Below are 21,379 nucleotides of genomic sequence, written 5' to 3'. Positions count from 1 at the left end.
CCATGCGCAAGACCCAGATCTCCGGTATCGCCGCCGGAGCCCTCGGGCTCGCCCTGCCGATCGCCCTCGTTCCCGCCACCGGTTCCGCCGCCCCCGTCCCCGCACCGCTGGTCTCGGTCGCCCAGGCCCCGGCGGAGAGTGAAATCAGGGGCCAGTACATCGTCACCGTGAAGGCCGGCAACGACGCGGCGGCCGTCGCCGAAGCGAAGTCGGTCAGAACGGACTACGTCTACGACGAGGTCATCAACGGCTTCGCCGCCTCCCTGACCTCGTCGCAGCTCGCCGCGCTCCGCGCCGACCAGCGCATCGCGTCCATCGAGGAGGACCAGAAGGTCGTCTCCAAGGCGACCCAGAACAACGCGCCCTGGGGCCTGGACCGAATAGACCAGCGCACCGGGCGCAACACCACGTACACCTACACCGGCACCGGCGCGGGAGTCACCGCGTACATCATCGACTCCGGTATCTACACCGCCCACCCCGACTTCGGGAACCGCGCCCGCAACGTCTTCGACGCCTTCGGCGGCAACGGCCAGGACTGCAACGGCCACGGCACCCATGTCGCGGGCACCGTCGGCGGCTCCGTCCACGGTGTGGCCAAGGGCGTCCAGCTCCGTGGTGTGAAGGTCCTCAACTGTCAGGGTTCGGGCTCCTTCTCGGCCATCATCGCGGGCTTCGACTGGGTCCGGCAGAACGCGGTGAAGCCCGCGGTCGCCAACGCCTCCCTCGGCGGCGGCTACTCGGCCGCCCTCAACAACGCGGCCACGGCGCTGGCCAACTCGGGTGTCCACACCACCGTCGCGGCGGGCAACAGCAACCAGAACGCCTGCAACTACTCCCCGGCCAGCGCCCCCGGAGCCCTCTCCATCGCCGCATCGGACTCCGCCGACAACAAGGCGAGCTTCAGCAACTTCGGCGACTGCACCGACCTCTACGGTCCCGGTGTCGGTGTCGTCTCCACCCGGATGGGCGGCGGCACCACCAGCATGAGCGGTACGTCGATGGCCGCGCCGCACGTCGCGGGCGTCGCCGCGCTCTACAAGGGCGCCTACGGCGAGGCCTCCAGCACCACCGTCAACAACTGGATCATCAACAACAGCACTGCCAACGCGATCCGCGGCAACGTGACCGGTACCCCCAACCGGCTGCTGTTCAAGTCGACGCTCTGACGCCGATCCCGGCGCCGCCGCCCGCGCGGCGGCGCACGGACCGGGGGTGACACCGCTCCCGACAGCCGAAAGGGCCCGGCCGGACTCCGGCCGGGCCCCTGCGTACCGGTGCGTCAGACTCCGGCGATCGACTGGATCCAGGGACGGTACGCCGTCACATTGGTGTAGGCGGTCGTGGTCTGCCGGTCACTGGTGGAGGCGACGCCGACCTGGACGCCGTTGGCCATCATCGGGCCGCCGGAGTCACCGCCCGCGGTGATGCCGTCGCCGCGGCGGGCGCAGATCGCCGAACCGCTGTAGGCGTCGCGGCAGCCGCCGGTCACGACGACCCTCGCGACCTTCAGATACTGGGACTGGCAGTTGATCTCCGAACCGCACTGGGAGGTCGCCCCCCAGCCGTAGACCTGGACGTTCTGGTTCACCGAGACCGAGCCCGGCTGGCCGAGGCGCGAATAGACCGCCGACACCGAGCGGTCCAGCTTGACCAGGGAGAGGTCGGAGGAGGCGTGGTTGTACACGCCGGAGGCGTTGGCCAGGGTGCCGCCGCTGGTCTGGTCGAGGCTGCCGATGCGGAACGACAGCCCGCCGCCGCTCACGCAGTGCCGGGCGGTCAGAATCCAGGTCGGCGCGATGATCGTGGCGCTACAGGTCTGACGGCCGTTGGAGAACAGCCGGGCCGCCCAGGGGGCGTCGGTGGCGTAGCCCCCGCCGATGATCGGCAGGGCCGCCGTGCCGGTCACGGCGCTCGGCGCGCCCTTGACGACCGGCGCCGGTGCCGTGGTGGCAGCGGTGGCTGTGGGGGCCAGCGCGACGAGAGTGGCCGCTGCGGTCGCCAGGGCGGGTATGACTCGGGTGATGCGCATGTGGTTTCTCCATTGTGTGGGGGATGGAGTCCTGCCGGGTGTGGCAGGAGACGCACACGCCGGTGGTACGGCATATGCGTGATGTGTGGCGTGTTCATGACATGTAAGCCGCGGGGAGAATCTGACAGACGCCGCGCCGTCGGCGCAAGGGGGCGGCGGAGCCGAACCCCGCCGGCCGCGCCGCGCCCTGCCGGCCGGCCCCGCCGTCCACCGCCTTCCCCGGCCCGGCGTGGTAGGCATCGTCCGTACCACCCGCACACCTCGGAGGCCCCCATGACCCCGGAACCCACGCCGCCGGGCGGCGGACTGCACTGCCTGGTCACCGGCGCCACCGGCTATATCGGCGGCCGGCTCGTCCCCGAACTGCTCACGGCCGGACACCGCGTCCGGGCCCTGGCCCGCTCGCCCCTGGCCCTGCGCGACCACGCCTGGACCGACCGCGCCGAAGTGGTGCGCGGCGATGTCACCGACGCCGCGTCCGTCGCCGCCGCCATGGACGGCATCGACGTCGCGTACTACCTCGTCCATGCACTGGGGACCGGCAAGGGATTCGAGGAGACCGACCGGCGCGCCGCACGGATCTTCGGCGAACAGGCCCGCGCCGCGGGCGTCCGGCGGATCGTCTACCTCGGCGGGCTCACCCCCGCCGGGGTCCCGGAGCGGGAACTCTCCCCGCATCTGCGCTCCCGCGCCGAAGTCGGCCGCATCCTCCTGGACTCCGGCGTCCCCACCACCGTCCTGCGGGCCGCTGTCATCATCGGCTCGGGCTCCGCCTCCTTCGAGATGCTCCGCTATCTCACCGAACGGCTGCCGGTCATGATCACCCCCCGCTGGGTCCGCACCCGGATCCAGCCCGTCGCCGTCCGCGATGTGCTGCGCGCGCTCACCGCGAGCGCCGGCATGCCCCCGGACATCAACCGGACCTTCGACATCGGCGGCCCCGACGTACTGACCTACCGCGAGATGATGCTCCGTTACGCGGCGGTCGCCGGACTCCCGCGACGGCTGATCCTGCCCGTCCCCGTCCTCACGCCCAGGCTGTCGGCGCTCTGGGTCGGGCTGGTCACCCCCGTCCCCGGCGCGCTCGCCCGCCCGCTGGCCGAGTCGCTCCGCCACGAGGTGGTGTGCCGGGAGAACGACATCGCCCGCCATGTCCCCGAGGTCCCGGGCCATCCGCTGGACTTCGACACCTCGGTGGCGCTGGCGCTGCGCCGCGTACGGGAGGCCAGGGTCACCACCCGCTGGTCCTCCGCCTCGGTACCGGGCACCCCCAGCGATCCGCTGCCCACCGACCCCGACTGGGCGGGCGGCAGCCTCTACACCGACGAGCGGGAACGGACGGTGGACGCGCCCGTCGAAGAGCTGTGGCGGGTCGTCGAGTCCATCGGCGGCGAGAACGGCTGGTACTCCTTTCCGCTCGGCTGGGCCGTTCGCGGCCATCTCGACCGGCTGGCGGGCGGTGTCGGACTCCGCCGGGGCCGCCGGGACGCCACCCGGCTGCGGATCGGTGACTCCCTCGACTTCTGGCGGGTGGAGGAGATCGAACCGGGCAGGCTGCTGCGGCTCCGCGCCGAGATGCGGCTGCCCGGCCTGGCCTGGCTGGAGCTGCGCTGCGAACCGCTGGGGGAGCGGCGCGCCCGCTACCGGCAGCGGGCCCTCTTCCATCCGCACGGACTGCTCGGCCAGGCGTACTGGTGGAGCGTGGCACCGTTCCATGCGTTCGTGTTCGGCGGAATGGTCCGCAACATCACCCGGGCCGCGGCCGCCGGAGCGGGCGAGCCGGAGCGGTCCGACGGCGCCCGGAAGGCGGGGCGGGCATCCGATCGGGGGACGCCGCCCTCCGCACCCTGAGCCAGTACCGCAAATCGCCACATAAGGTGATGGAATTATCGATCATGGTTTGTCAGGGTCGGGCCATGAAAATCCACTCCAGGCTCCGTGCCTGTGCCGCGGCGGCCGTTCTGCTCACGGCCGTCGCACCGCTGTCGGCGGCGGGCAGCGCGGCCGCCGCACCCGAACCCGGGCCGTCCACCGACGGTGTCACGCGCGCCGACCCGGCGCCCCTGCGGAAGACGCCCGCGCCCATCCCCGGCCAGTACATCGTGACGCTGCACAAGGGAACGAAGCCGGGCGCCTTCGTCAAGCAGACGCTGCCCGGACTCAAACCGCTCTTCACCTATGCGGCGGTACTGAACGGCTTCGCGGCCAAACTCACCCCCGCACAGCTCAGGGCCGTACGGGCGGTACCGGCCGTCAAGGTCGTCGAGGAGGACGGCACCGCATCCGCCCGCCCCGTCCCCTCCCCGCAGAACCGCTTCCAGGCCTTCAGCTGGGGCCTCGACCGGATCGACCAGCCGTACCTCCCGCTCAACCAGGAGTTCAACATCGAGGGCACCGGGGTCGGTGCCACCGCCTACATCGTCGACACGGGCATCGACTACAGCCACCCCGAGTTCGGCGGCCGGGCCGTCCCCGGCTTCGACGCCATGGGCGACGGCCGCAACGGCCGGGACTGCAACGGCCACGGCACCCATGTCGCGGGCACGGTCGGCGGCGCCGACTTCGGTGTCGCCCGCCAGGCGAAGCTGGTCAGCGTCCGGGTCCTCGGCTGCGACAGCCGAGGGCCCTGGTCGGGGATCATCGCGGGCTTCGACTGGGTCGCGCAGAACGCCCGCCAGCCCGCCGTCATCAACGCCTCCCTCGGCGGCGACCGCAACCAGGCCGTGAACAACGCGGTCACCAATGTCTCCCTGCGGGGGACCCTTCCGGTCGTCGCGGCGGGCAATGACGCCCGCGACGCCTGTGACGTCTCGCCCGCGAGCGCGCAGCGCACGGTCACCGTCGGCGCGACCGACCATCTCGACAAGGAGACCGACTTCAGCAACTTCGGTCCCTGCCTGTCGCTCTACGCCCCCGGCAAGGCCATCTTCTCGGCCAAACTGGGCGGCGGCAGCATCGCCCTGGACGGTACGTCGATGGCCAGCCCCCATGTCGCCGGGGTCGCGCTCCTCTACAAGGCCGCCAACCCCGCGGCCACCCCGGAGCAGATCGCGGACTGGCTGGTCCTCCAGTCCACCAAGGACATCCTGACAATCAGCAAGACATCGCCCAACCGTCTGCTGTACACCGGCGGTCTGTAACCGCCGACGCGACCGGCCGACCGTGCCGGGGCCGTCACCCCGCTCCGCTCGGCGCGGGCGGCGGCTCCGGTACCGGGCTGGTCGTCGGCCGGGTCGGGGCGAGGTCGACGGCCAGTTCGCAGCCGGCCGGTTCCCTGGCTCCGTCCGTGCCGGTGACGACAACCCGGGCCCGGCCGTTCCGGTCCCTCGTGTACGCCATCGTGCACACCAGCTGCTGTACGGCGGTTTCGTCGAGATTCCGCACGGGAACGGGCAGATCGACGCCGAGCATGCCGTTCTCCGTCTCCCGGGCAGCTCCGGCCCGTACCTTCGGAAGCGCGGTGGACAGGCCCGTGGCGCGCTCCGTCGCCGACGGCCCCGCCAGCAGGGCGTCGACGGCCTCCGCCAGCAGAACGGGCGTCGGAACTCTGCTCGTGAACGGGTCGCGTACCCGCAGTACGGGAACCGGGCGGTCGGTGGGGGACCGGAAGAAGAGCATCGTCCACTCCTGCGGCCGGGCCCCGAGGGCGAAGACCGCGGGACCGCCCGCCTCGACGGGCTCGGTGGCGCCGACCCCGCAGCCCGTGAGCAGTACGGCGGCCACCGCCGCCGCGCAGGCTCGCCGTCCGCCGCGTACCGCCTGCCCTCGCCGGATCATGCTTCCTCCTCCGGGGCCCGCCCGCGCGGTCCGCCGTCGAGGGGCAGTGCCACCGTGAAGACGGCGCCCCGCCCGCCGGGCGCGTTGGCCGCCCGGATCGTGCCCCCGTGCAGTGCGACGTTCTCCGAGGTGATGGCCAGCCCCAGCCCGCTGCCCGCCGACCGGGTCCGGGCCTGGTCCGCCTTGAAGAAACGGTCGAAGACGTACGGCAGCGCCTCCGGCCGGATCCCGGGGCCGCCGTCGGCGACCTCGGCGACCAGCAGCGGGCTGCCGTCGTCGGCCGTGCCCCGGCGCAGGGTGACCGTCACCGGATCCCCGCCGTGCCGCAGCGCGTTGCCGACCAGATTGGCCATCACCACGTCGAAGCGGCGCGGGTCGAGCCGGGCCCGGATCCCGTCCGGGAGTTCCGTGCCGACCCGGCCGGTCCAGTGCCGGATCGCCAGCGTGCGGCGGATGGTCTCGGCCACGTCGACCTCGTCCGTGTTGAGTTCGGCCGCACGGGCGTCGAAGCGGGAGATCTCCATCAGATCCTCGACCAGCACGGCCAGCTTCTCCGTCTCGGTGCTGATCAGACGGACCGCGCGGGCCGTATCGGGGTCGAGCCCGGCCGCGGCCGCGTCTTCGTCCAGCAGCTCGGTGACCGCGAGCATGCCCGCCAGCGGGGTGCGCAGTTCATGGGAGACGTCGGAGGCGAAGCGGCGGGCCCGGGCCTCCGCCTCGCGCAGTCCGGTCACCGACCGTTCCAGCTCGGCTGCCGTATCGTTGAAGGTCCGGGCGAGATCGGAGAGTTCGTCGCCGCCCCGGACGGCGATCCGGGTGTCCAGTCTGCCGCTGCCCATGCTGAGGGCGGCCCGCCGCAGCTCCCGTACCGGGCGCAGGACGCTGCGGGCCGCCAGCAGGGCGGGTATCAGCGCGATCGCCAGCCCCGGGACGGCACCGTTGCGGGCGGCGGTGACCAGGGCGTCGACCTGCGCCCCCTCCTGCTCCAGCGGAACGACGGCGTAGAGGACCATGCCCGTGTCGAGGCCGGTGTCCAGCAGGCCCATCCGCAGCACCATGGGCATGGCGATGACGAGATACGGCACCCCGTTCTTGACGACCCGCTGGAAGCTGCCGGTGGGACGGTCCGCCGCCTGCCGCCGGAGTTCGTCGGTGATCACCGTGGAGACGGGGCTCGTTCCCGACGATTCGCGCACCGTCGTCCCGTACTCGGCGAAGACGTGCCAGTGGCGGGGTTTCCCCCGCCGGGCGAAGGCCTCCAGCCGTCCTTTCAGATCGTCGGGACCGGGGGGCAGATCGTAAGCGGATTCGCTGACCACTTCGCGGAAGCTGGACACGGCGAGATCCTGGGACGCCTGGAGCACCGAATTGCGCGCCTCGCGGTAGGTGAGCGTGGCGGTCGATCCGGCAGTGACGGCTGCGACGAGCAGAAACGCGAAGACCATACGGGTCCGGAGCCCCGGGGTCGAACGCCGGGACCGCCGCCGGAAACCGGAACCGGGCCCCGGGGAACGGGCGGACCCGTGCGCCGGCCGGTCCTCGCGGGCCCGCCGCCGCGGCCTGCGGCCCGTACCCGAATGCCGTCCTCCGGCCCCCGCCGGGCTGGGTCCGTCCGCCCTGCCGCTACGTTTCCGCAATCGGGACACCGTCCCGCTCACAACGGGCCGAAGCGGTAGCCGAAGCCCCGCAGCGTCTGGATGTAGCGGGGCGTACCGGGCACATCCTCTATCTTGTTGCGCAGTCGCCGCACACAGGCGTCCACCAGCCGGGCGTCCCCGTGGTAGCCGTGCTCCCACACCTGCTCCAGCAACTGCTGACGGCTGAACACCTGCTCCGGTGCCGCGCTCAGATACAGCAGCAGCTTCAGCTCCGACGGCGCCAGCGCCAGTTCCCGCCCGCATTTGGTGACGGTCAGCCCCGAACGGTCGAGGGCCAGATCACCGTGGCGCTCCACCGCGGGCTGTCCGGCGCCCGGCTCTTCGATGCGCCGCAGCACCGCCCGGATCCGGGCTTCGATGACCTCCGTACGGGCCGGTTTGACGATGTAGTCGTCGGCACCGGCCTCCAGCCCGATGACGATGTCGAAATCGTCGCCGCGCGCGGTCAGCATGATGATCGGCAACTGGCCGGCCTCCCGGATCCGGCGGCATACCTCCACCCCGTTGACCCCGGGCAGCATCAGGTCCAGCAGCACCAGATCCGGCCGGAACTCCGGCAGCGCCGCGAGCCCCTCCTCGCCGGTGGCCGTCGCCGCGACCTCGTGGCCGCGGCGCCGCAGCCCCAGCTCCACCCCCTCACGGACCGACGGATCGTCCTCGATCAGCAGTACGCGTGGCATCACACCCCTCTTTCCCCACTGTTTTCCGGGTTCGCTCCCATGCGGTCAGCCGCGCGCGGGACGCCTGCGCAGCCGTCGTACGGCACCGGAGACGGCGGTGTCGAGTTCGGTGAGCCGCAGCGGCCGGGCGAGGGTGACGAAGACGGCCCCGACCACCAGGGCACCCGCCGCGCCCGCCGCAGGAGCCCCGGCCGCGTCGCCCGTCACCCGGGCCGTCAAGTAACCGAGACCTGCGGCCGGTACCGCCGCCACCAGCAGCCTCGCGACCGTCCCCAAGGACGCCGAGCGCCACAACGGCTCCGGACGGCGGCGCCGCGACCGGCGGCCGTGCCGGCCCCGCTGCCCGGGCACCGTTGCCGCCGGCGGCGGCAGCAGCCTGCGCCGCAGCACCAGCGCCGTCACCGCCCAGCCCGCGAACAGCGCCACCGAATACGCCCCGGCCAGCCCGGTGACCACCCAGCGCGCGGGCAGCAGCAAGTACGCCGTCACCGCCAGCCCCGCGTTCACCGCCACGGTCACCAGATTGAGGAAGAACGGGGTCCGGGTGTCGGAGAGCGCGTAGAACGCCCGCGACAGCACGTACTGCCCGGAGAAAGCGACCAGCCCCGGTGCGAATGCCATCAGGATGCCCGCCATCAGCGCCACATCCCCCGGATCGGTCTGCCCGTACCCGTACACCACCGTCATCACCGGCTGGGCCAGCGCCAGCAGGGCACAGGCGGCGGGCACGATCATCGACGCGCTCGTCCGCAGCGCGTAGGAGACGTCCCGGCGCACCGTGAGGGGATCGCCGTCGGCGGCGGCCCGGCTCATCCGCGGCAGCAGCGCGGTCACCAGGGACACGGTGATGATGCCGTGCGGCACCATCCAGAGCGTATAGGCGTTGCTGTACGCGCTGAAGCCCGCGCCGCCGTCGATGCCCAGCTCCGCCGCCCGCCGTCCGGCCGCCGTCGCCAGCCGGGTCACGACCCAGTAGGCGGCCTGGTTGGACAGGACCAGCAGCACCAGCCAGCCCGCGGCGCGCAACGGGCGGGTCAGCCCGCTGCCGCGCCAGTCGAACCGGGGCCGCCAGGAGAAACCCGCCCGGTGCAGCGAAGGGGCGAGCGCCAGCGCCTGGACGGCGATGCCCGCCGTGGTGCCCCAGCCCAGCAGCGCCCGCTCCGCGGAGCTGAGCGCGCCGCCGTCGCCGACCACCAGATACAGCCCGAACACGGAGATGACGACGATGTTGTTGAGGACCGGCGTCCACATCATCGCGCCGAACCTGCCGCGGGCGTTGAGCACCTGCCCCAGCACGGTGAACACCCCGAGGAAGAAGATCTGGGGCAGGCAGTAGCGGGCGAAGGCCACCGTCAGCTCCGCCTGCGCACCGCGGTAGCCCGTGTACAGCTCCACGATCTGCGGGGCGGCGGCGACCGCCGCCCCGGTGATCGCCAGCAGGGCGACGGCGCACACGGTCAGCAGGCGCTGGGTGTAGGCGATGCCGCCGTCCGCGTGCTCCTTCGCGGCCCGGACCAGTTCGGGCACGAAGACGGCGTTCAGCGCCCCGCCGACCAGCAGCATGTAGAGGATCATGGGCACGGCGTTGGCCACCGCGTAACCGTCGGCGGTCAGCCCGATGCCCAGGGCGGCGGCGACCACCGCCGAGCGGACGAAACCGGTCGCCCGGGAGACGATCGACCCGGCGGCCATCAGGGCGCCGCTGCGCGCGACGGAAGGGGCCTTCTTCCGCCCGGCCCCCGGCTCCGCCGGCGCGGTGGCCGTGGGCGCCGGACTCACCGGCGTGCCAGATAGGCCTGGAACGCCCGGTACAGCGCATGGTTGGTGGCCCCGCCCAGCGGTCTCTCCCATTCCCCCAGCGTCTCCACAACATGCCCCCCGGTGCCGAGCTTCCAGCGCAGAAGCCCGTACGAACGGTCCGAGGGGTCGAGTGTGGAGGGTACCCCGCGCATGTCGTACACCTGTGCGCCGGAAGCGTGGGCGTCCATCAGCATCCGCCACTGGAGCGCGTTCGACGGCCGGACCTCGCGGCGGTGGTCGGCGGAGGCGCCGGTCTGGTACCAGACCCGCCGGCCCACGGTCACCATGGTGTGCGCGGCCAGGATCTCGCCCCGGTGCCGGGCCAGACAGAGCTTCATCCGGCCCGGCTCCTCGGCGTTCAGGGCCGCGTACTGACGCTGGTAGTACGCCAGGGAGCGGCCCAGCCGGAACCCGTCGCGCCGCTCGGTCACCTCCAGCAGCCGGAAGAAGTCGGGCAGCTCGGCCGCGCTGCCGACGACCACCTCCACACCCTCCTTGCGGGCCCGCCGCACATTGCGCCGCCACTCCTGGTTGAGCCCGTCCCACAGCTCTTCCGGGGACCGCCCGGCGAGCGGCACCCGGAAGACGTGACGCGGCTGGGCATCGCCGCCGTCGGCACCGCCGCAGCGCCGCCAGCCCCGGGCGCGCAGCCGCTCCGCCACGGCCGTGCCCAGCGGATCGACCTCGCAGTCGAGGACATCGGCCAGCCTCCGGCCCGGCCCCGTAGCCGATTTCAGGGCGCCGCCCCGCCAGGTCCGGTAGGCGGGGGAGGGGCCGATCCGTACCGCGAAGACACCCGCGCCGCGGAGATACTCCAGCAGCGGTTCCAGCCAGAGGTCCGGCTCCGGGTCCGACCAGTCGGCCACCGGGCCCTCGGGCAGATAGGCGAAACAGCGCCGGGTGCCGGGGAACTGGCGCAGCAGGACCAGGGCGACCCCGGTGAGCCCGGCCGGGCCCGCCGCCGGATCGGGCCCCCAGCCCAGCAGCAGGGACTGCCAGCCCTCCTTGACCTCGGCCCAGGAAGGGCACTGGAGGAAACCGGCGCCGAGTGCCACCCCGCGGGCGGAGCCGAGGAACGCGCGATACGTCACCGCGTCGACGGGCGCCAGCCGGATACGCGGGCCGGTGGAGTCCTCTCGTCCGTCCCGGCCTGTCACAAGAAGTGCTGACACGGTGTGAGCCGCCTTCCGGTCGTGATCCTGGAGCCCGCCGGACGGCGGGGACGGCAGGATGCTCACAGCGGCCCATGACCGCATCGCGCGAGGAATGTGACAGAACGATGACCGTTCCTCATCAGAGGCCGTTACATCGGGGTCAGGGCGTTCACCTGCTGGTTTTCGGCATTAGGGTCAGGGATGTCCCCATGGAACGTTTGAGCGGTGGACGGGTGTTGCGTTGGAACGCGCCGTGCACCCACCCCCTCGACACCGGACGGACACCACCGACAACCGCCGAATCCCGGATTCGCCGAACTCGCCGGACCCTGCCGGCGGGCTCGAATCCCCGCTCCCCACGGAGGATCCGTTGCGCCCGATATCCGCGCGCCCCGTTCGTCACCCGGCCACACGCCTCGCGGTGGCGGCCGCCGTGCTCGCTCCCCTCGCCCTCGCCGGCTGCTCCTCCGACGGTTCGGGCGGCGACGGCAAGGCGGGCTCGGCCAAGGCGGCGGACAAGCCGGCGACGGTGGCGGTGACCCCGAGCGGCAGCGGTGTGAAGGCCGGTCAGCCCATCAAGGTGACCGCCCAGGGCGGCAAGCTGACCTCCGTACAGGTCACCGACGGCGACGGCGGTGCGGTCACCGGAAAGCTGTCGGCGAACGACACGGTCTGGACCTCGGACCGCAAGGCCGGAGCCGGCGCCTCCTACCGGATCACCGCGGCCACCACAACCGAGGGCGGCACCGCGGGCAGCACGAACGCCGCCTTCACCACCGCCAAGGCGGAGAAGAAGAACCTGGTCACCTGGTGGCCCGGCAAGAACACCACCGTCGGCATCGGGCAGCCGATCTCCCTCGTCTTCGACTACCCCGTCGGGGCCGAAAGCCGGGCCGAGGTGGAGAAGGCCCTCAAGGTCACCACCTCCAACAACACCGTGGGCTCCTGGGGCTGGCTGAAGCACTACGACGGCAAGGACCGCATCGACTGGCGGCCCGAGGAGTACTGGAAGCCGGGCACCCAGGTCACCGTCGACGCCCCGCTGAACGGCATCGCCACGTCCGAGAAGCGGATGTTCGCCCGCGACTACGCGACGAAGTTCACCATCGGAGCCCAGGAGGTCGTCAAGGTCGACCTCGACCGGAAGAAGCTCGTCCTGGAGCGGAACGGCAGCCCCGTCCGTACCATCCCGGTCTCCGGCGGCACTCCCGGCGGCGACAAGCGGTCCTGGGGCGGAACCACGGTGCTCATCTCCAAGGAGGGCACCATCAACATGAACTCCGAGACCGTGGGCCTGGGCGACGCCTACAACAAGATGGTCGACTACTCGATGCGGCTGACCTGGTCGGGGATGTATGTCCACGCCGCGCCGTGGAACGCCTCGTACTTCGGCAGGGCGAACAAGAGCTCCGGCTGCATCGGCATGAGCACCGCCGAGGCTTCTTCCTTCTACAAGGACATCAAGGTCGGTACGCCGTTCGAGACCACCGGCAAGGACCACAAGGGCATCCCGGTCCAGGGCAACGGCTTCAGCAACTGGAACGAGACCTGGGAGCAGTGGCAGAAGCGCAGCGCCCTGAGCTGAGCCGCCCCACGGCACAGCACCGCACCGGCGGGCGTTCTCGCCCGCCGGTGCGGTGTTTCCCTGCTCTGCGCCGCCGGAGCGGTTCAGTCGCCGTTCATCACGGCGGCCATCCGCAGATGCGGCGCCGCCTCGGCGGCCCGTCCCTGCCGCTCCAGCGTCCGCCCCAGCATCAGCCGGGCGTAGTACTCGGAGGGGTTCTGCTCCAGGACGGTCCGCAGCTCGGTCTCGGCCGGCCCGAGCCGGGCGGAGTGGTAGTACGCCCGCGCGAGCAGCAGACGCGCCGCGAGCTGCTCCGGCGCCTCCTCGACGAGTCCGCGCAGGATCCGGGCGGCGGTCAGGTATTCCTTGCTGTCGAAGAACATCTGCGCCCGGTCCCACCGCTCGGCGGGGGTGCCGAACTCGTAGTAGGTCTCGCTCACGGCTTTCCTTCCCTCGGGTGGCTTCGGGCGGCTTCCGATCGCCGCTGTCCCTGCCAACCCGAGCAGCTCGTTCAATATTCCACTACCCGGTTCCGGGGTACGGCCGCTCCGGCATCCGTCCCCTCCGCGAGGCGTGGGGGCTGCCCGGCGCGCCCCCGCGGGAATAGGTTGAGCGCCATGAGCAATCTCGATCGTCAGGCCGCCCTCTCCGTCTGCGGCGGTCGTGGATTCGTCGTCGCCGAGCCGGTACGCGAACTCCTCAGCCCCCGTACGGTCCGCCTCGGGGAGTCCACGGAGGTCCGCAGGCTGCTGCCCAATCTGGGCCGCCGGATGGTGGGCGCCTGGGCCTTCGTCGACCACTACGGCCCCGACGACATCGCCGACGAGCCCGGTATGCAGGTACCGCCCCACCCCCATATGGGCCTCCAGACGGTGAGCTGGCTCCACCAGGGCGAGGTGCTGCACCGCGACAGCACCGGCAGCCTCGCCACCATCCGCCCCCGCGAACTGGGCCTGATGACCTCCGGCCGGGCGATCAGCCACTCCGAGGAGAGCCCCCGCTCCCACGCCCGCTACCTCCACGGCGCCCAGCTCTGGGTCGCGCTCCCGGACGCCCACCGCCAGGTGGACCCCCACTTCGAACACCACCCCGACCTGCCCGCCGTCACCGCCCCGGGCCTGACCGCCACGGTGATCCTGGGCACCCTCGACGGCACCACCTCACCGGGCACCGCCTACACCCCCATCGTCGGCGCCGACCTCACGCTCAGTGACGGCGCGGAGCTGCGCCTCCCCCTCGACCGCGACTTCGAGTACGCGGTCCTGGCGATGTCCGGAGAGGCCGTGGTGGACGGCGTTCCCGTCCTCCCCGGCTCCATGCTCTACCTCGGCTGCGGCCGGACCGGCCTCGCCCTGCGCGCCGGGTCCGACGCCGCTCTGATGCTCCTCGGCGGGGAGCCCTTCGAGGAGGAGCTGATCATGTTCTGGAACTGGATCGGAAGGTCCCAGGAGGAGATCGTGCAGGCGCGCCAAGACTGGATGGAAGGCACACGCTTCGGCGAGGTCATGGGTTACGACGGCGATCCCCTCCCGGCCCCCGAGCTGCCGCCGGTGCCCTTGAAACCCCGGGGAAGAGTGCGCTGACCTGTATGAATGAAGGTGCGCCCGTGGCGGATGAGTTACCTGCGGCTGCGCTTTGCTCTCACGTTCCGTCTCTGTGCGCGGTGGGCCCCCGGCCTGTTCGGTAGCTGGTACGCGGCGCTCGCGGCAGTCCGGGCTGTGGTCGGTTGTGGCTGGCTGTGGCAGAACGCTTGCTGACTTTTGCTGCCTTTACTGGCGGGGCGTCAGGTGGCGATGGTGAGTTGGCCGTGGGGTGAGGCGGCGTGGGGGCTCGTACGCGATGGGTGCAGTCCGAGCCGGGAAGCGGCCGCCCATGTTCGGGTTGCGGAGATCGTGGCGTTCGGTCTGCCTCTTTGTGCGAAGTCGACAAGGTGCGGAGTTGGCGGTGCCCCGGTGCGGGCCCCCCGGGCATGAACTGGGGTGCCCGCGCTGAGGTCGTGGATACGTTGGGTCAGGCCCATGGTCGTGTTCGTGAAGACTGAGCCCGTGTACGAGGAGCGCGACCGAGGTTGCCTGAGAAGGGTCGGAGACTCGGCTCCCGTCCTCTGTGACCCTGCGCAAAATGATGCCAGTTCCATCAATTCGGCCGGTGTGCGGCCGAAAAAATCAGCAACAGGGGGCTCAGCGTGCATGAACGATAAAGTCGATCTTGCGATGGACCGTGCGCACTCGGCCCGCATGTACGACTTCTACCTTGCTGGGATCACCAACTTCCCCGCCGACCGGGAAACCGCCGTCAAAACCCTCCAGATCTTCCCCTCGGCATTCGTCGCCGCCCGCGTCAACCGCCGCTTCATGCGCCGGGGCACCCGCCACGCAGCCCAGCAGGGCATCAGCCACGCCACCCCCGACTTCGACCCCGTCGGCGTCGCCCGGGTCACCGAGACCTACGCCGCCGCCGGAACCCCCGTACGCCCCGCACCCGTGAGGAGATCGCTGAGTTCTTCACCGGCCGGGACCTCGCCGAACCCGGACTCGTCCCCACCCGCACCTGGCGCCCCGACCCCGACGGCCCCATGGACACCGTCACCGACGCCGAAGCCTCCACCTACGCCGCCATCGCCCGCAATCCCTGACAAGACGCCCCCTGTACGCGCATCCGGAACAGGCCAGGTCCGAGACCGGCCAGGCATCCGCGTCAAGGACTCGCCTCAGGACTTCCCGCCGGGCATCTCGGTAGGCTGCTCGGGTGATCGCGACTGGCCAGGGGCTTGACGAGGCTCCGGGTGGATGCTGCGGCGGACCGAAGGCGGTGAGGGCTTTGTGGCACTCAGTCACCACGCTCCAGCATTCCTGGCCGACGGCCCAGTCCAGGGTTGAGGCGATCACGGGTACGGCGCGGGGGTCGTCGAGGTCGGCCAGGCAGCTCAGGTAGAGGCCCGCGGGGATCGGGGCTTGGGGGTGGCGCGGGTTGATGCGGCGCAGGCCGTCCGCGAGCCGAGGGATGAATTCGGCGGAGGCCGGCACTCGCCGCATCAGGAGATCGTCACCTGGCGGCCCGTGCGGATTCCGGTGTGCTCGTTCGGGGCCGACGATCGCACGTCGGGGCTGTGCGTGGACATGGAGACGGGGCAGTTGTGGTTCTGGAGCCGGTACGCGGACCGGCGGTGCGAGTTCGGATCGCTGACGGAGTATTTGCAGGAGACTGCCGATGCGCTTGAGGTGCCGTCACTGGTGACGGGGGCCATGGCGGGGCTGGTGAACGGTGCGCTGGCGTGGGGGCCGCCAACCTGGGCGGACCCGGAGGCGCCCTGGGATGCCTTCACGGCGTGATGTGTGTGCGTGGGGCGACTCGTGTCGGCCCCACACTCCGTCAGGTGTTGTTATCCGACCTTGCGCCAAGCGCAGGTGGCGTTTGTGCAGTGCTGAAATCCGGGGGTTGCTGACGAAGAACCCGTCATTGTCGAGTAGTCGCCATGCGGTGCGGGGAAGGGAGCAATAGTCAATATCTGTGGATGGGTTGCTCATGATGTTGGAGGGTTGGTTCCCTGGATCGTCTGCCAGCGGGAGCCCGGGGTGGCTGACGTGAGGTGTTGGACGCCTCGGCCTCGGAGGGTCACGAGTGCGGTGTGGACGGGGTCGAGCTCCTCGGCGGAGCGGTGGTAGGCGAGGATCTGCGTCAGTTCCAGGTCGATGGCTTCCACGGCGTCGCGGATGCGGTCGAAGCGCGCTCCGCGACGAACGGGCCCGAGTGTGCAGCGCACGGTGGCAGTTGCCTCGGTCGCGGTCACGACGGCGACCTGGTCGATCTGCAGTTCGACCTTGACTGCGTGCTTGTCCGGGTTGGCGTGCGCGGTCATGCCGCCGCCTCGGCGCGCTCGACCAGGACGCCGCTCTCGAAGAGGGCTCCGGAACGGACAACGGCGACGAGATGGGCCCTGGGGATCGCGCGCCAGCGGGTCTGGGCGGACTCGACGAGCTTGAAGACCATCGCGAGGACCGCGGCGGGGCTGCCAGCCCCGCAAGTGACCTTGGTCAACAGCTTGACCGTGGAGAACGTGGACTCGATCGGGTTCGTGGTCCGCAGGTGGACCCAGTGCTCTGTCGGAAGACAGTTTGTGACGTTCCGGGCTCTGTGGACCCAGCAGCGCTGGTGCCGGGCGGCGGGGAACACCTCGATGAGCGCCTTCCACAGCCCCATCGCGCCGTCACTGATGACCAGTTCGGGATCGCGCATGCCGTGGCGGCGGCAGTCGCGCAGCAGGTCGGCCCACGACTCGGTGGACTCCCGCAGCCCCTCAGCCGGAGCGATCAGCTCTTTGGTGCCGTCCAGGCGGACGCCGAGAAGGACCAGCACGTACGAGTGCGCCTGGCCGAGCCCGACCTTCGGGTGGACCCCGTCGGCCCATACGCAGACGAAGTCCCGGTCGGACAGGTCTCGGTCCTGGAAGGCGGCGTGGTTCTCCTGCCACTGCTTCGTCAGACGGGTCACGGGCGTGCCTTCCCGACCCGCGCTGCGAACACGGGCCTACTCGGTGACCATCAAAGGATCATTCGGGAAGGTACGCCCTTCGCGTCCCTTCCGAAACCGATCGACAGGTCTTGAGCATTGCTCCCTGAGTTCCTCTCAGTACCACAGGGTGAGACCGACCGCGCCAACTCCCGTGCGCGCCGCGTAACGCAGCACCCGAAGCGGGCCGTCGATCAGCTCGTCGACGTCGTGGTTTGGGTCGTCCGCCATCTCGTCCAGCCACAGCCGTACCCGGGCGGCCACGTGGGCCCGACGCAGCGGGTGAAGAACGAGCGCTTGTTCGGCCGCGGGGAGCGCGGCACATACCTGGGCAGCATCGAACAGGAACTGTCCGCAGCACCCTGGGAGTCGGAGCGTCGTGTCGAGGCCGAGCGCCCACATGAGCGCCGCCGCGCCGTCGCCCCTGGGTACGGCAGCGCAGAACAGGCCTTCGCCGTCTTGCTGAGGGCCCGCTTGCAGCAAATAGTCCTGGAATTCATCCACCTCGGTCTCGTCGTTACGAACTTTGTTGACCGCGTCGGCGAAGCGCACGATTTCGCCGGTGCGCGACGGCCGTTCGGGCATCCCTTCGAACAACCCTGCGGGCTCGAAACGCTCGCGCCACTGGATCATGTCGGCGGACGACTCCGGCCACGTGCCGTGGGCTCCGGCAGCGTCGGGGAATCGGCGGCGTGCTTCCTCAACGACGTCGTCCGCCACGACGCCGACCACCCAGACCCCCATCACGCTCATCCGTGTTCCTTCACGTTGACATCGCTCCGGCCGACGATGGGGAAAGCTAGTGCCGTGACAGGAAGGTTACTGTTGGAGGGCCTGGCGCTGGTAATGGCTGCTGCGCGCACGGGGCTGATGTCTTCGGCGCCAGCGTGACCAGTCGAGTCGATGCGCCGGGCCGCGGCGAATGCGGCGAAGAGGCGTTGGATCTCTCCGCAGGTCAGTGGGGTGAGCTCGGTGGCTGTTGCTGTGGCAGCGCGTTCGAGAGCGGCCGTGACCACCAGGAAGGCGTGAGCGAGCAAGGCCAGGGTGGTCCAGCGATGCCAGGAGGTCCAGCGGCGGACCTGGTGCTCGTCAAGTCCGGTGTCGACGGGGGACTGCATCAGGTCGGCGTCGTCTCCGCGGTGACGGGGGCATGGGAGGCCGACTACCGAGCTTGGGGTTCATCGGGTTTGCGCGTACGTCGACGAATGCGCCGAAGCGCCCTGACCGCCAGGAGAGATGGGGGCAGTCGCTCTGGGCACGGGTCTCCGGCTGGGGGAGCGGAGCGGTCAGATCTGCGTGCGGGGTCGATGTGCTCGATCTTGTTCGGGTGTGAGCCGACGGGGATCATGGCCGTGTGCAGCGACAAGAGAAACTCCGTGAGCTCCTCGCGTGCGCCGGACTCATGGTCGTCGAGGACGTACGCCCGGGCAGGTTGTTCCCGCCGGAGGCCGGCTGGCGGATTGCGCGGGGGATCGCCGCGCCCGACGGAGTGGGCCGCGAAGCACTCGATGCCGCGTGGTGGCGCCGTCTCTGCGATGCCGACGGCCAGTTCCTGGTGGCGGTCCTCGGACATCGGATCGGCGGCAACGACGCCCAGTGGACCCGGGTCCGGTACACCGGGAGCGGCGTACCGGAGTTGACCGGTGAACCCGGGTTCGTGGCGCTCTCCCTCGACGGGCAGGTGCTGCTGGCGGAGCTGCCCGGCGCGGGCGGGCCTCGGGTGACCGCCCTCGACCGGCTGCCGGAGCGGCTGGAGGAGGGCGCTGCGGCCTCCGGGATCGAGACGGAGTGCGAGCGCGCCGAGGTGTGGGCGGCGGTGCCGGGCCGGCGTGCGTGGCCTGTGCACTGGGCGGAGGGGATAGGGGCAAATCCATCCGCGACGGATGAGATGCTGATCAGGCTGCTGGATGTGCACGAGGACTTTCTGCACGGATGCGATCGGTCCCCGTCCTCGACGCCGCCGTGGCGCACCCCGATCCGCAGGTACGGTCGAGGGTCGCCGACAGCTGCCGGTCCGGGCTCACGTCGGAACACTGGGTACGCCTGGTCCGTGCCGAGCCGTCGCCGTACCGACGTGTGCTCTGGGCGGAGCGCGCCTGCTTCCAGGGTGCCGAGCTTCCCGAGGACCTGTACGACGATCTCCTTGCCGGCCCGTCCCGCGCGTGGGCCGCCGAGCTCCCGGGGCTCCCCGTGCAGCACCTCCCCGGCCTTGCGGCCGACGCCGATCCTCGGGTGCGGGCGGCGGTCTGCGCCCGTTGGGAGGATCTCGCTGCGCCGCTGCGGGAACGGTTGCTGCCGATGCCGACCAGGCGGTGCGTACGGCCGCGCTGCTCGCCCACCACACCGGGGTACCCATGCCCCGGGAGGTTTTCGCCGCCCTGCCCGAACCGCGGCGAGCGCTCGAACGGTGCCGTCTCGCACCCGAGCTGGAGACGGAGCTGGTCGGCGACGGGGACGCGGAAGTACGCCGGACCCTGGCCGCCAACCCGGGCCTGGGCGAACACGGTGTCATCGTGCTGGCGCAGGACCTGCGGGGTGACATCCGCTCCGAGGTGGCGCGGCGCGCCGATCTCACCGAGGAGCAGCGTGCGGCCGTGTGCCACGATTTCGACCCGTCCCTGATGTCGCACACCCTGCCCTGGGTCGAAGACCTGCACGGTGACGCCGACGCGATGCGTCGTCTCGCCGCATCGTCCCATCCGCTGGTCCGCCGCAGTGTGGCCCGGGCCCGGCACCTCCCGCAGGATGTCGTCGCGCTCTTGGCCCGGGACGAGGACCAGGTGGTCCGCCTCTTCCTCGCCGAATCGTGCGAGGACGCCCCGGCCGACGTGCTGCTTGAGGTCTGGCGCTGGTGGGACGGGAGCCTCAGCCGTCCCGACCGGCCCCGCAGCCACCCCAACTTCCCCCGTACTGGGCTGCTGCGCCATATCGCCGACCCCAGCGGGCGGATGCGCCGTCTGGCCCTGGATGATCCTGAGTCGGCACCGGCCGACGTCGCGCGCCTGGCCCGGGATCCCGAAGCCGAGGTGCGCCGCCGCGCGGCGCAGGACCCACGGCTGGCGCCGGCCGATGCGGTCCGGTTGCTGAACGACCCGGAGGCCTGCGTCCGCGACGCTGCGGTGCGCAATCCGCGGCTGCCGGCCCGCGTCCTGGCCGGATTGCTGCACGACCGCGACACGGCACGTGCTGCGGTCACCAACCCGGCCATCCCGCTCCCCGTCCTTCGCCGCATCCTGACTGCGGCCGCGGCAGCGGTTGCAGCCCCGCGCTGAACACCGGCATTCTGCGCCGCACCGTCGTGGGAGGGAACTCTGGGACTATTCGTATCTGACGGCGGTGCCGTACATCTGGTAGAGCACCGTTGTCTCTACGCGGTCAGAGGCGCGAGGTATGGCGGTGTAGGTGTTCGATTCGGTCGTGATTCGCGCAGCCACGACTGCTGTGGCGCCTCCGGAGGCTGCCTGCTGTTGAATCTCTGTCAGGCAGTCGGCCACATCAGCTTGCAACCCACTCCACACCAGCCACCGGTGCAGGACAGTTCGCCCGTAGTCGAAGCCGTCAGTTTCCGTTGTTACCACGAGGACCGTTCTGGGGTCTATCGGCATCGCACTAGTGTGGCCAGGCCTGGCCGGCAGGGGAAGGGATTGGGGGATCACGTTGTCCTGTCTGGGGGTTGACGGAGGGCCGTGCTCGAACCGGGTCGGGATCCTGTCTGTCGTTTCCCTTGGAAACGGCAGACAGACAGATCACCAAAAACCTCCTAAAATGGAAAAAGCCCTGCCCCGGAGTCCGGGGCAGGGCTTCACGGGGAACTGATTGCTCTCATCGGAGGAGCCAGGCGTACAGCTACGCCCGGGTCTTCAGCACGATCACGGTGGCGTCATCCCTGTAGCCGGTCTTGTCCGGCCTGGCGGCGGCGACGGTCGCGTCCGCCAGGGCGCGGGGGTTTTCGGCGTGCTCGCGGGCCAGGTCTTCCATGACCTGGTGGGGGATCTGCCCGTGGGCGCCGTCGCTCGTGAGGATCACGACCGGGTCCTCGATGAAGCACAGGGGGATGGTGTCGGCGCTGCACCTTCCCAGCGTCGAGCGCGCCAGATCGTCCAGGACCAGGGCTCCCTGTTCCACTGGCATGGTCTCGTCAGGGCCGTCCTGGGGGTGGAGGGTGACGCCGTCCCGCCCCAGGCCCGCAGCCACGTGCCCATGGT

The 21,379-nt window shown here is 70.9% G+C and carries 19 protein-coding genes and 3 pseudogenes; 9 read left to right on the top strand and 13 right to left on the bottom strand.

The window, feature by feature from the left end; genetic code table 11:
• The first annotated feature begins 2 nt into the window (after positions 1-2).
• Positions 3-1,169 (top strand): S8 family peptidase, encoded by a 1,167-nt coding sequence (locus ACIQ9E_RS06890; RefSeq protein WP_403703103.1) that lies wholly within the window; start codon positions 3-5, stop codon positions 1,167-1,169.
• Between the two features lie 113 nt (positions 1,170-1,282).
• Here the strand turns inward: ACIQ9E_RS06890 and ACIQ9E_RS06885 are convergent, their stop codons facing one another.
• Entirely contained in the window at positions 1,283-2,032 is a 750-nt protein-coding gene (locus ACIQ9E_RS06885) for a S1 family peptidase (protein ID WP_403703100.1), read from the bottom strand.
• A gap of 273 nt (positions 2,033-2,305) precedes the next feature.
• Between ACIQ9E_RS06885 and ACIQ9E_RS06880 the strand changes: the two genes are divergently transcribed.
• Both ACIQ9E_RS06880 and ACIQ9E_RS06875 read left to right on the top strand, forming a co-directional pair.
• Positions 2,306-3,883: an SDR family oxidoreductase gene (locus tag ACIQ9E_RS06880; protein ID WP_403703097.1), complete on the top strand. Its 1,578-nt coding sequence runs from the start codon at positions 2,306-2,308 to the stop codon at positions 3,881-3,883.
• Between the two features lie 65 nt (positions 3,884-3,948).
• Positions 3,949-5,172: a S8 family peptidase gene (locus ACIQ9E_RS06875; RefSeq protein ID WP_403703094.1), complete on the top strand. Its 1,224-nt coding sequence runs from the start codon at positions 3,949-3,951 to the stop codon at positions 5,170-5,172.
• A 34-nt stretch (positions 5,173-5,206) separates the two neighbouring features.
• Here the strand turns inward: ACIQ9E_RS06875 and ACIQ9E_RS06870 are convergent, their stop codons facing one another.
• From ACIQ9E_RS06870 to ACIQ9E_RS06850, 5 genes are all read right to left on the bottom strand, one after another.
• Positions 5,207-5,809: a hypothetical protein gene (locus tag ACIQ9E_RS06870; RefSeq protein WP_403703091.1), complete on the bottom strand. Its 603-nt coding sequence runs from the start codon at positions 5,807-5,809 to the stop codon at positions 5,207-5,209.
• Positions 5,806-7,254, bottom strand: a complete 1,449-nt coding sequence (locus ACIQ9E_RS06865; protein WP_403703089.1) for an ATP-binding protein — start codon at positions 7,252-7,254, stop codon at positions 5,806-5,808. Before ACIQ9E_RS06865 ends, ACIQ9E_RS06870 begins: the two co-directional genes overlap by 4 nt.
• Before the next feature lie 209 nt (positions 7,255-7,463).
• Entirely contained in the window at positions 7,464-8,147 is a 684-nt protein-coding gene (locus ACIQ9E_RS06860) for a response regulator (RefSeq protein WP_403703086.1), read from the bottom strand.
• 45 nt (positions 8,148-8,192) lie between these two features.
• Positions 8,193-9,926, bottom strand: coding sequence for a murein biosynthesis integral membrane protein MurJ (murJ, locus tag ACIQ9E_RS06855; RefSeq protein ID WP_403703083.1), 1,734 nt, complete (start codon positions 9,924-9,926; stop codon positions 8,193-8,195).
• Positions 9,923-11,119, bottom strand: a complete 1,197-nt coding sequence (locus ACIQ9E_RS06850) for a lipid II:glycine glycyltransferase FemX (protein WP_403703080.1) — start codon at positions 11,117-11,119, stop codon at positions 9,923-9,925. The genes murJ and ACIQ9E_RS06850 overlap by 4 nt, the downstream gene beginning before the upstream one ends.
• A 403-nt stretch (positions 11,120-11,522) precedes the next feature.
• Here ACIQ9E_RS06850 and ACIQ9E_RS06845 point away from each other — a divergent pair, with 403 nt between their 5' ends.
• On the top strand, positions 11,523-12,686 hold the full coding sequence (locus ACIQ9E_RS06845; RefSeq protein WP_403703077.1) for an Ig-like domain-containing protein: 1,164 nt from the start codon (positions 11,523-11,525) through the stop codon (positions 12,684-12,686).
• Between the two features lie 83 nt (positions 12,687-12,769).
• On the opposite strand, the gene ACIQ9E_RS06840 is transcribed toward ACIQ9E_RS06845, so the two are convergent.
• The gene (locus ACIQ9E_RS06840) at positions 12,770-13,105 is read right to left on the bottom strand and encodes a tetratricopeptide repeat protein (RefSeq protein WP_403703074.1); all 336 of its coding nucleotides are present in this window, start codon (positions 13,103-13,105) and stop codon (positions 12,770-12,772) included.
• 177 nt (positions 13,106-13,282) lie between these two features.
• Here ACIQ9E_RS06840 and ACIQ9E_RS06835 point away from each other — a divergent pair, with 177 nt between their 5' ends.
• The 4 genes and pseudogenes from ACIQ9E_RS06835 to ACIQ9E_RS06820 all read left to right on the top strand — a co-directional run bounded on the left by ACIQ9E_RS06835 (position 13,283) and on the right by ACIQ9E_RS06820 (position 15,997).
• Positions 13,283-14,248 (top strand): pirin family protein, encoded by a 966-nt coding sequence (locus ACIQ9E_RS06835; protein ID WP_403703071.1) that lies wholly within the window; start codon positions 13,283-13,285, stop codon positions 14,246-14,248.
• A 435-nt stretch (positions 14,249-14,683) separates the two neighbouring features.
• Positions 14,684-15,001: pseudogene (locus tag ACIQ9E_RS06830) on the top strand (SAM-dependent methyltransferase); the annotation flags it as partial.
• Positions 14,989-15,300 carry an SAM-dependent methyltransferase gene (locus ACIQ9E_RS06825; protein ID WP_403704019.1) on the top strand — a complete coding sequence of 104 codons (312 nt, stop codon included), beginning with the start codon at positions 14,989-14,991 and terminating at the stop codon, positions 15,298-15,300. The pseudogene ACIQ9E_RS06830 and the gene ACIQ9E_RS06825, both read left to right, overlap by 13 nt.
• Before the next feature lie 325 nt (positions 15,301-15,625).
• Positions 15,626-15,997: a hypothetical protein gene (locus ACIQ9E_RS06820; protein ID WP_403703068.1), complete on the top strand. Its 372-nt coding sequence runs from the start codon at positions 15,626-15,628 to the stop codon at positions 15,995-15,997.
• A gap of 191 nt (positions 15,998-16,188) precedes the next feature.
• On the opposite strand, the gene ACIQ9E_RS06815 is transcribed toward ACIQ9E_RS06820, so the two are convergent.
• The 4 genes and pseudogenes from ACIQ9E_RS06815 to ACIQ9E_RS06800 all read right to left on the bottom strand — a co-directional run.
• Positions 16,189-16,524: a hypothetical protein gene (locus tag ACIQ9E_RS06815; protein WP_403703066.1), complete on the bottom strand. Its 336-nt coding sequence runs from the start codon at positions 16,522-16,524 to the stop codon at positions 16,189-16,191.
• Positions 16,521-17,177: pseudogene (locus ACIQ9E_RS06810) on the bottom strand (transposase); the annotation flags it as partial. The gene ACIQ9E_RS06815 and the pseudogene ACIQ9E_RS06810, both read right to left, overlap by 4 nt.
• A gap of 114 nt (positions 17,178-17,291) precedes the next feature.
• Positions 17,292-17,927, bottom strand: a complete 636-nt coding sequence (locus tag ACIQ9E_RS06805; RefSeq protein ID WP_403703064.1) for a hypothetical protein — start codon at positions 17,925-17,927, stop codon at positions 17,292-17,294.
• A 66-nt stretch (positions 17,928-17,993) separates the two neighbouring features.
• Positions 17,994-18,268 (bottom strand): annotated as a pseudogene (locus ACIQ9E_RS06800) (IS701 family transposase); the annotation flags it as partial.
• A 1,218-nt stretch (positions 18,269-19,486) separates the two neighbouring features.
• Between ACIQ9E_RS06800 and ACIQ9E_RS06795 the strand changes: the two are divergent.
• Positions 19,487-20,446: a hypothetical protein gene (locus tag ACIQ9E_RS06795; RefSeq protein WP_403703061.1), complete on the top strand. Its 960-nt coding sequence runs from the start codon at positions 19,487-19,489 to the stop codon at positions 20,444-20,446.
• Between the two features lie 45 nt (positions 20,447-20,491).
• Here ACIQ9E_RS06795 and ACIQ9E_RS06790 read toward each other — a convergent pair whose 3' ends face one another.
• A complete protein-coding gene (locus ACIQ9E_RS06790; RefSeq protein ID WP_403703058.1) occupies positions 20,492-20,779 on the bottom strand; it encodes a hypothetical protein in 288 nt (95 codons plus the stop codon).
• A 241-nt stretch (positions 20,780-21,020) separates the two neighbouring features.
• Positions 21,021-21,368 (bottom strand): hypothetical protein, encoded by a 348-nt coding sequence (locus ACIQ9E_RS06785; protein ID WP_403703055.1) that lies wholly within the window; start codon positions 21,366-21,368, stop codon positions 21,021-21,023.
• Positions 21,369-21,379 lie beyond the last annotated feature (11 nt).

The sequence above is a fragment of the Streptomyces sp. NPDC094448 genome, assembly GCF_044763775.1.
Lineage (GTDB): Bacteria > Actinomycetota > Actinomycetes > Streptomycetales > Streptomycetaceae > Streptomyces.
Note: the sequence above shows the minus strand (reverse complement) of the source record. Positions and strands in the feature narration are given on the sequence as shown.

Excerpts from the sequence above, each read along its gene's own strand:
- ACIQ9E_RS06890 (WP_403703103.1), top strand. The coding sequence starts at position 3 with ATGCGCAAGACCCAGATCTCCGGTATCGCCGCCGGAGCCCTCGGGCTC.
- ACIQ9E_RS06805 (WP_403703064.1), bottom strand. The coding sequence starts at position 17,927 with ATGAGCGTGATGGGGGTCTGGGTGGTCGGCGTCGTGGCGGACGACGTC.
- ACIQ9E_RS06880 (WP_403703097.1), top strand. The coding sequence starts at position 2,306 with ATGACCCCGGAACCCACGCCGCCGGGCGGCGGACTGCACTGCCTGGTC.
- ACIQ9E_RS06790 (WP_403703058.1), bottom strand. The coding sequence starts at position 20,779 with ATGCCGATAGACCCCAGAACGGTCCTCGTGGTAACAACGGAAACTGAC.
- ACIQ9E_RS06870 (WP_403703091.1), bottom strand. The coding sequence starts at position 5,809 with ATGATCCGGCGAGGGCAGGCGGTACGCGGCGGACGGCGAGCCTGCGCG.
- ACIQ9E_RS06860 (WP_403703086.1), bottom strand. The coding sequence starts at position 8,147 with ATGCCACGCGTACTGCTGATCGAGGACGATCCGTCGGTCCGTGAGGGG.
- ACIQ9E_RS06865 (WP_403703089.1), bottom strand. The coding sequence starts at position 7,254 with ATGGTCTTCGCGTTTCTGCTCGTCGCAGCCGTCACTGCCGGATCGACC.
- ACIQ9E_RS06875 (WP_403703094.1), top strand. The coding sequence starts at position 3,949 with ATGAAAATCCACTCCAGGCTCCGTGCCTGTGCCGCGGCGGCCGTTCTG.
- ACIQ9E_RS06815 (WP_403703066.1), bottom strand. The coding sequence starts at position 16,524 with ATGACCGCGCACGCCAACCCGGACAAGCACGCAGTCAAGGTCGAACTG.
- ACIQ9E_RS06835 (WP_403703071.1), top strand. The coding sequence starts at position 13,283 with ATGAGCAATCTCGATCGTCAGGCCGCCCTCTCCGTCTGCGGCGGTCGT.
- ACIQ9E_RS06885 (WP_403703100.1), bottom strand. The coding sequence starts at position 2,032 with ATGCGCATCACCCGAGTCATACCCGCCCTGGCGACCGCAGCGGCCACT.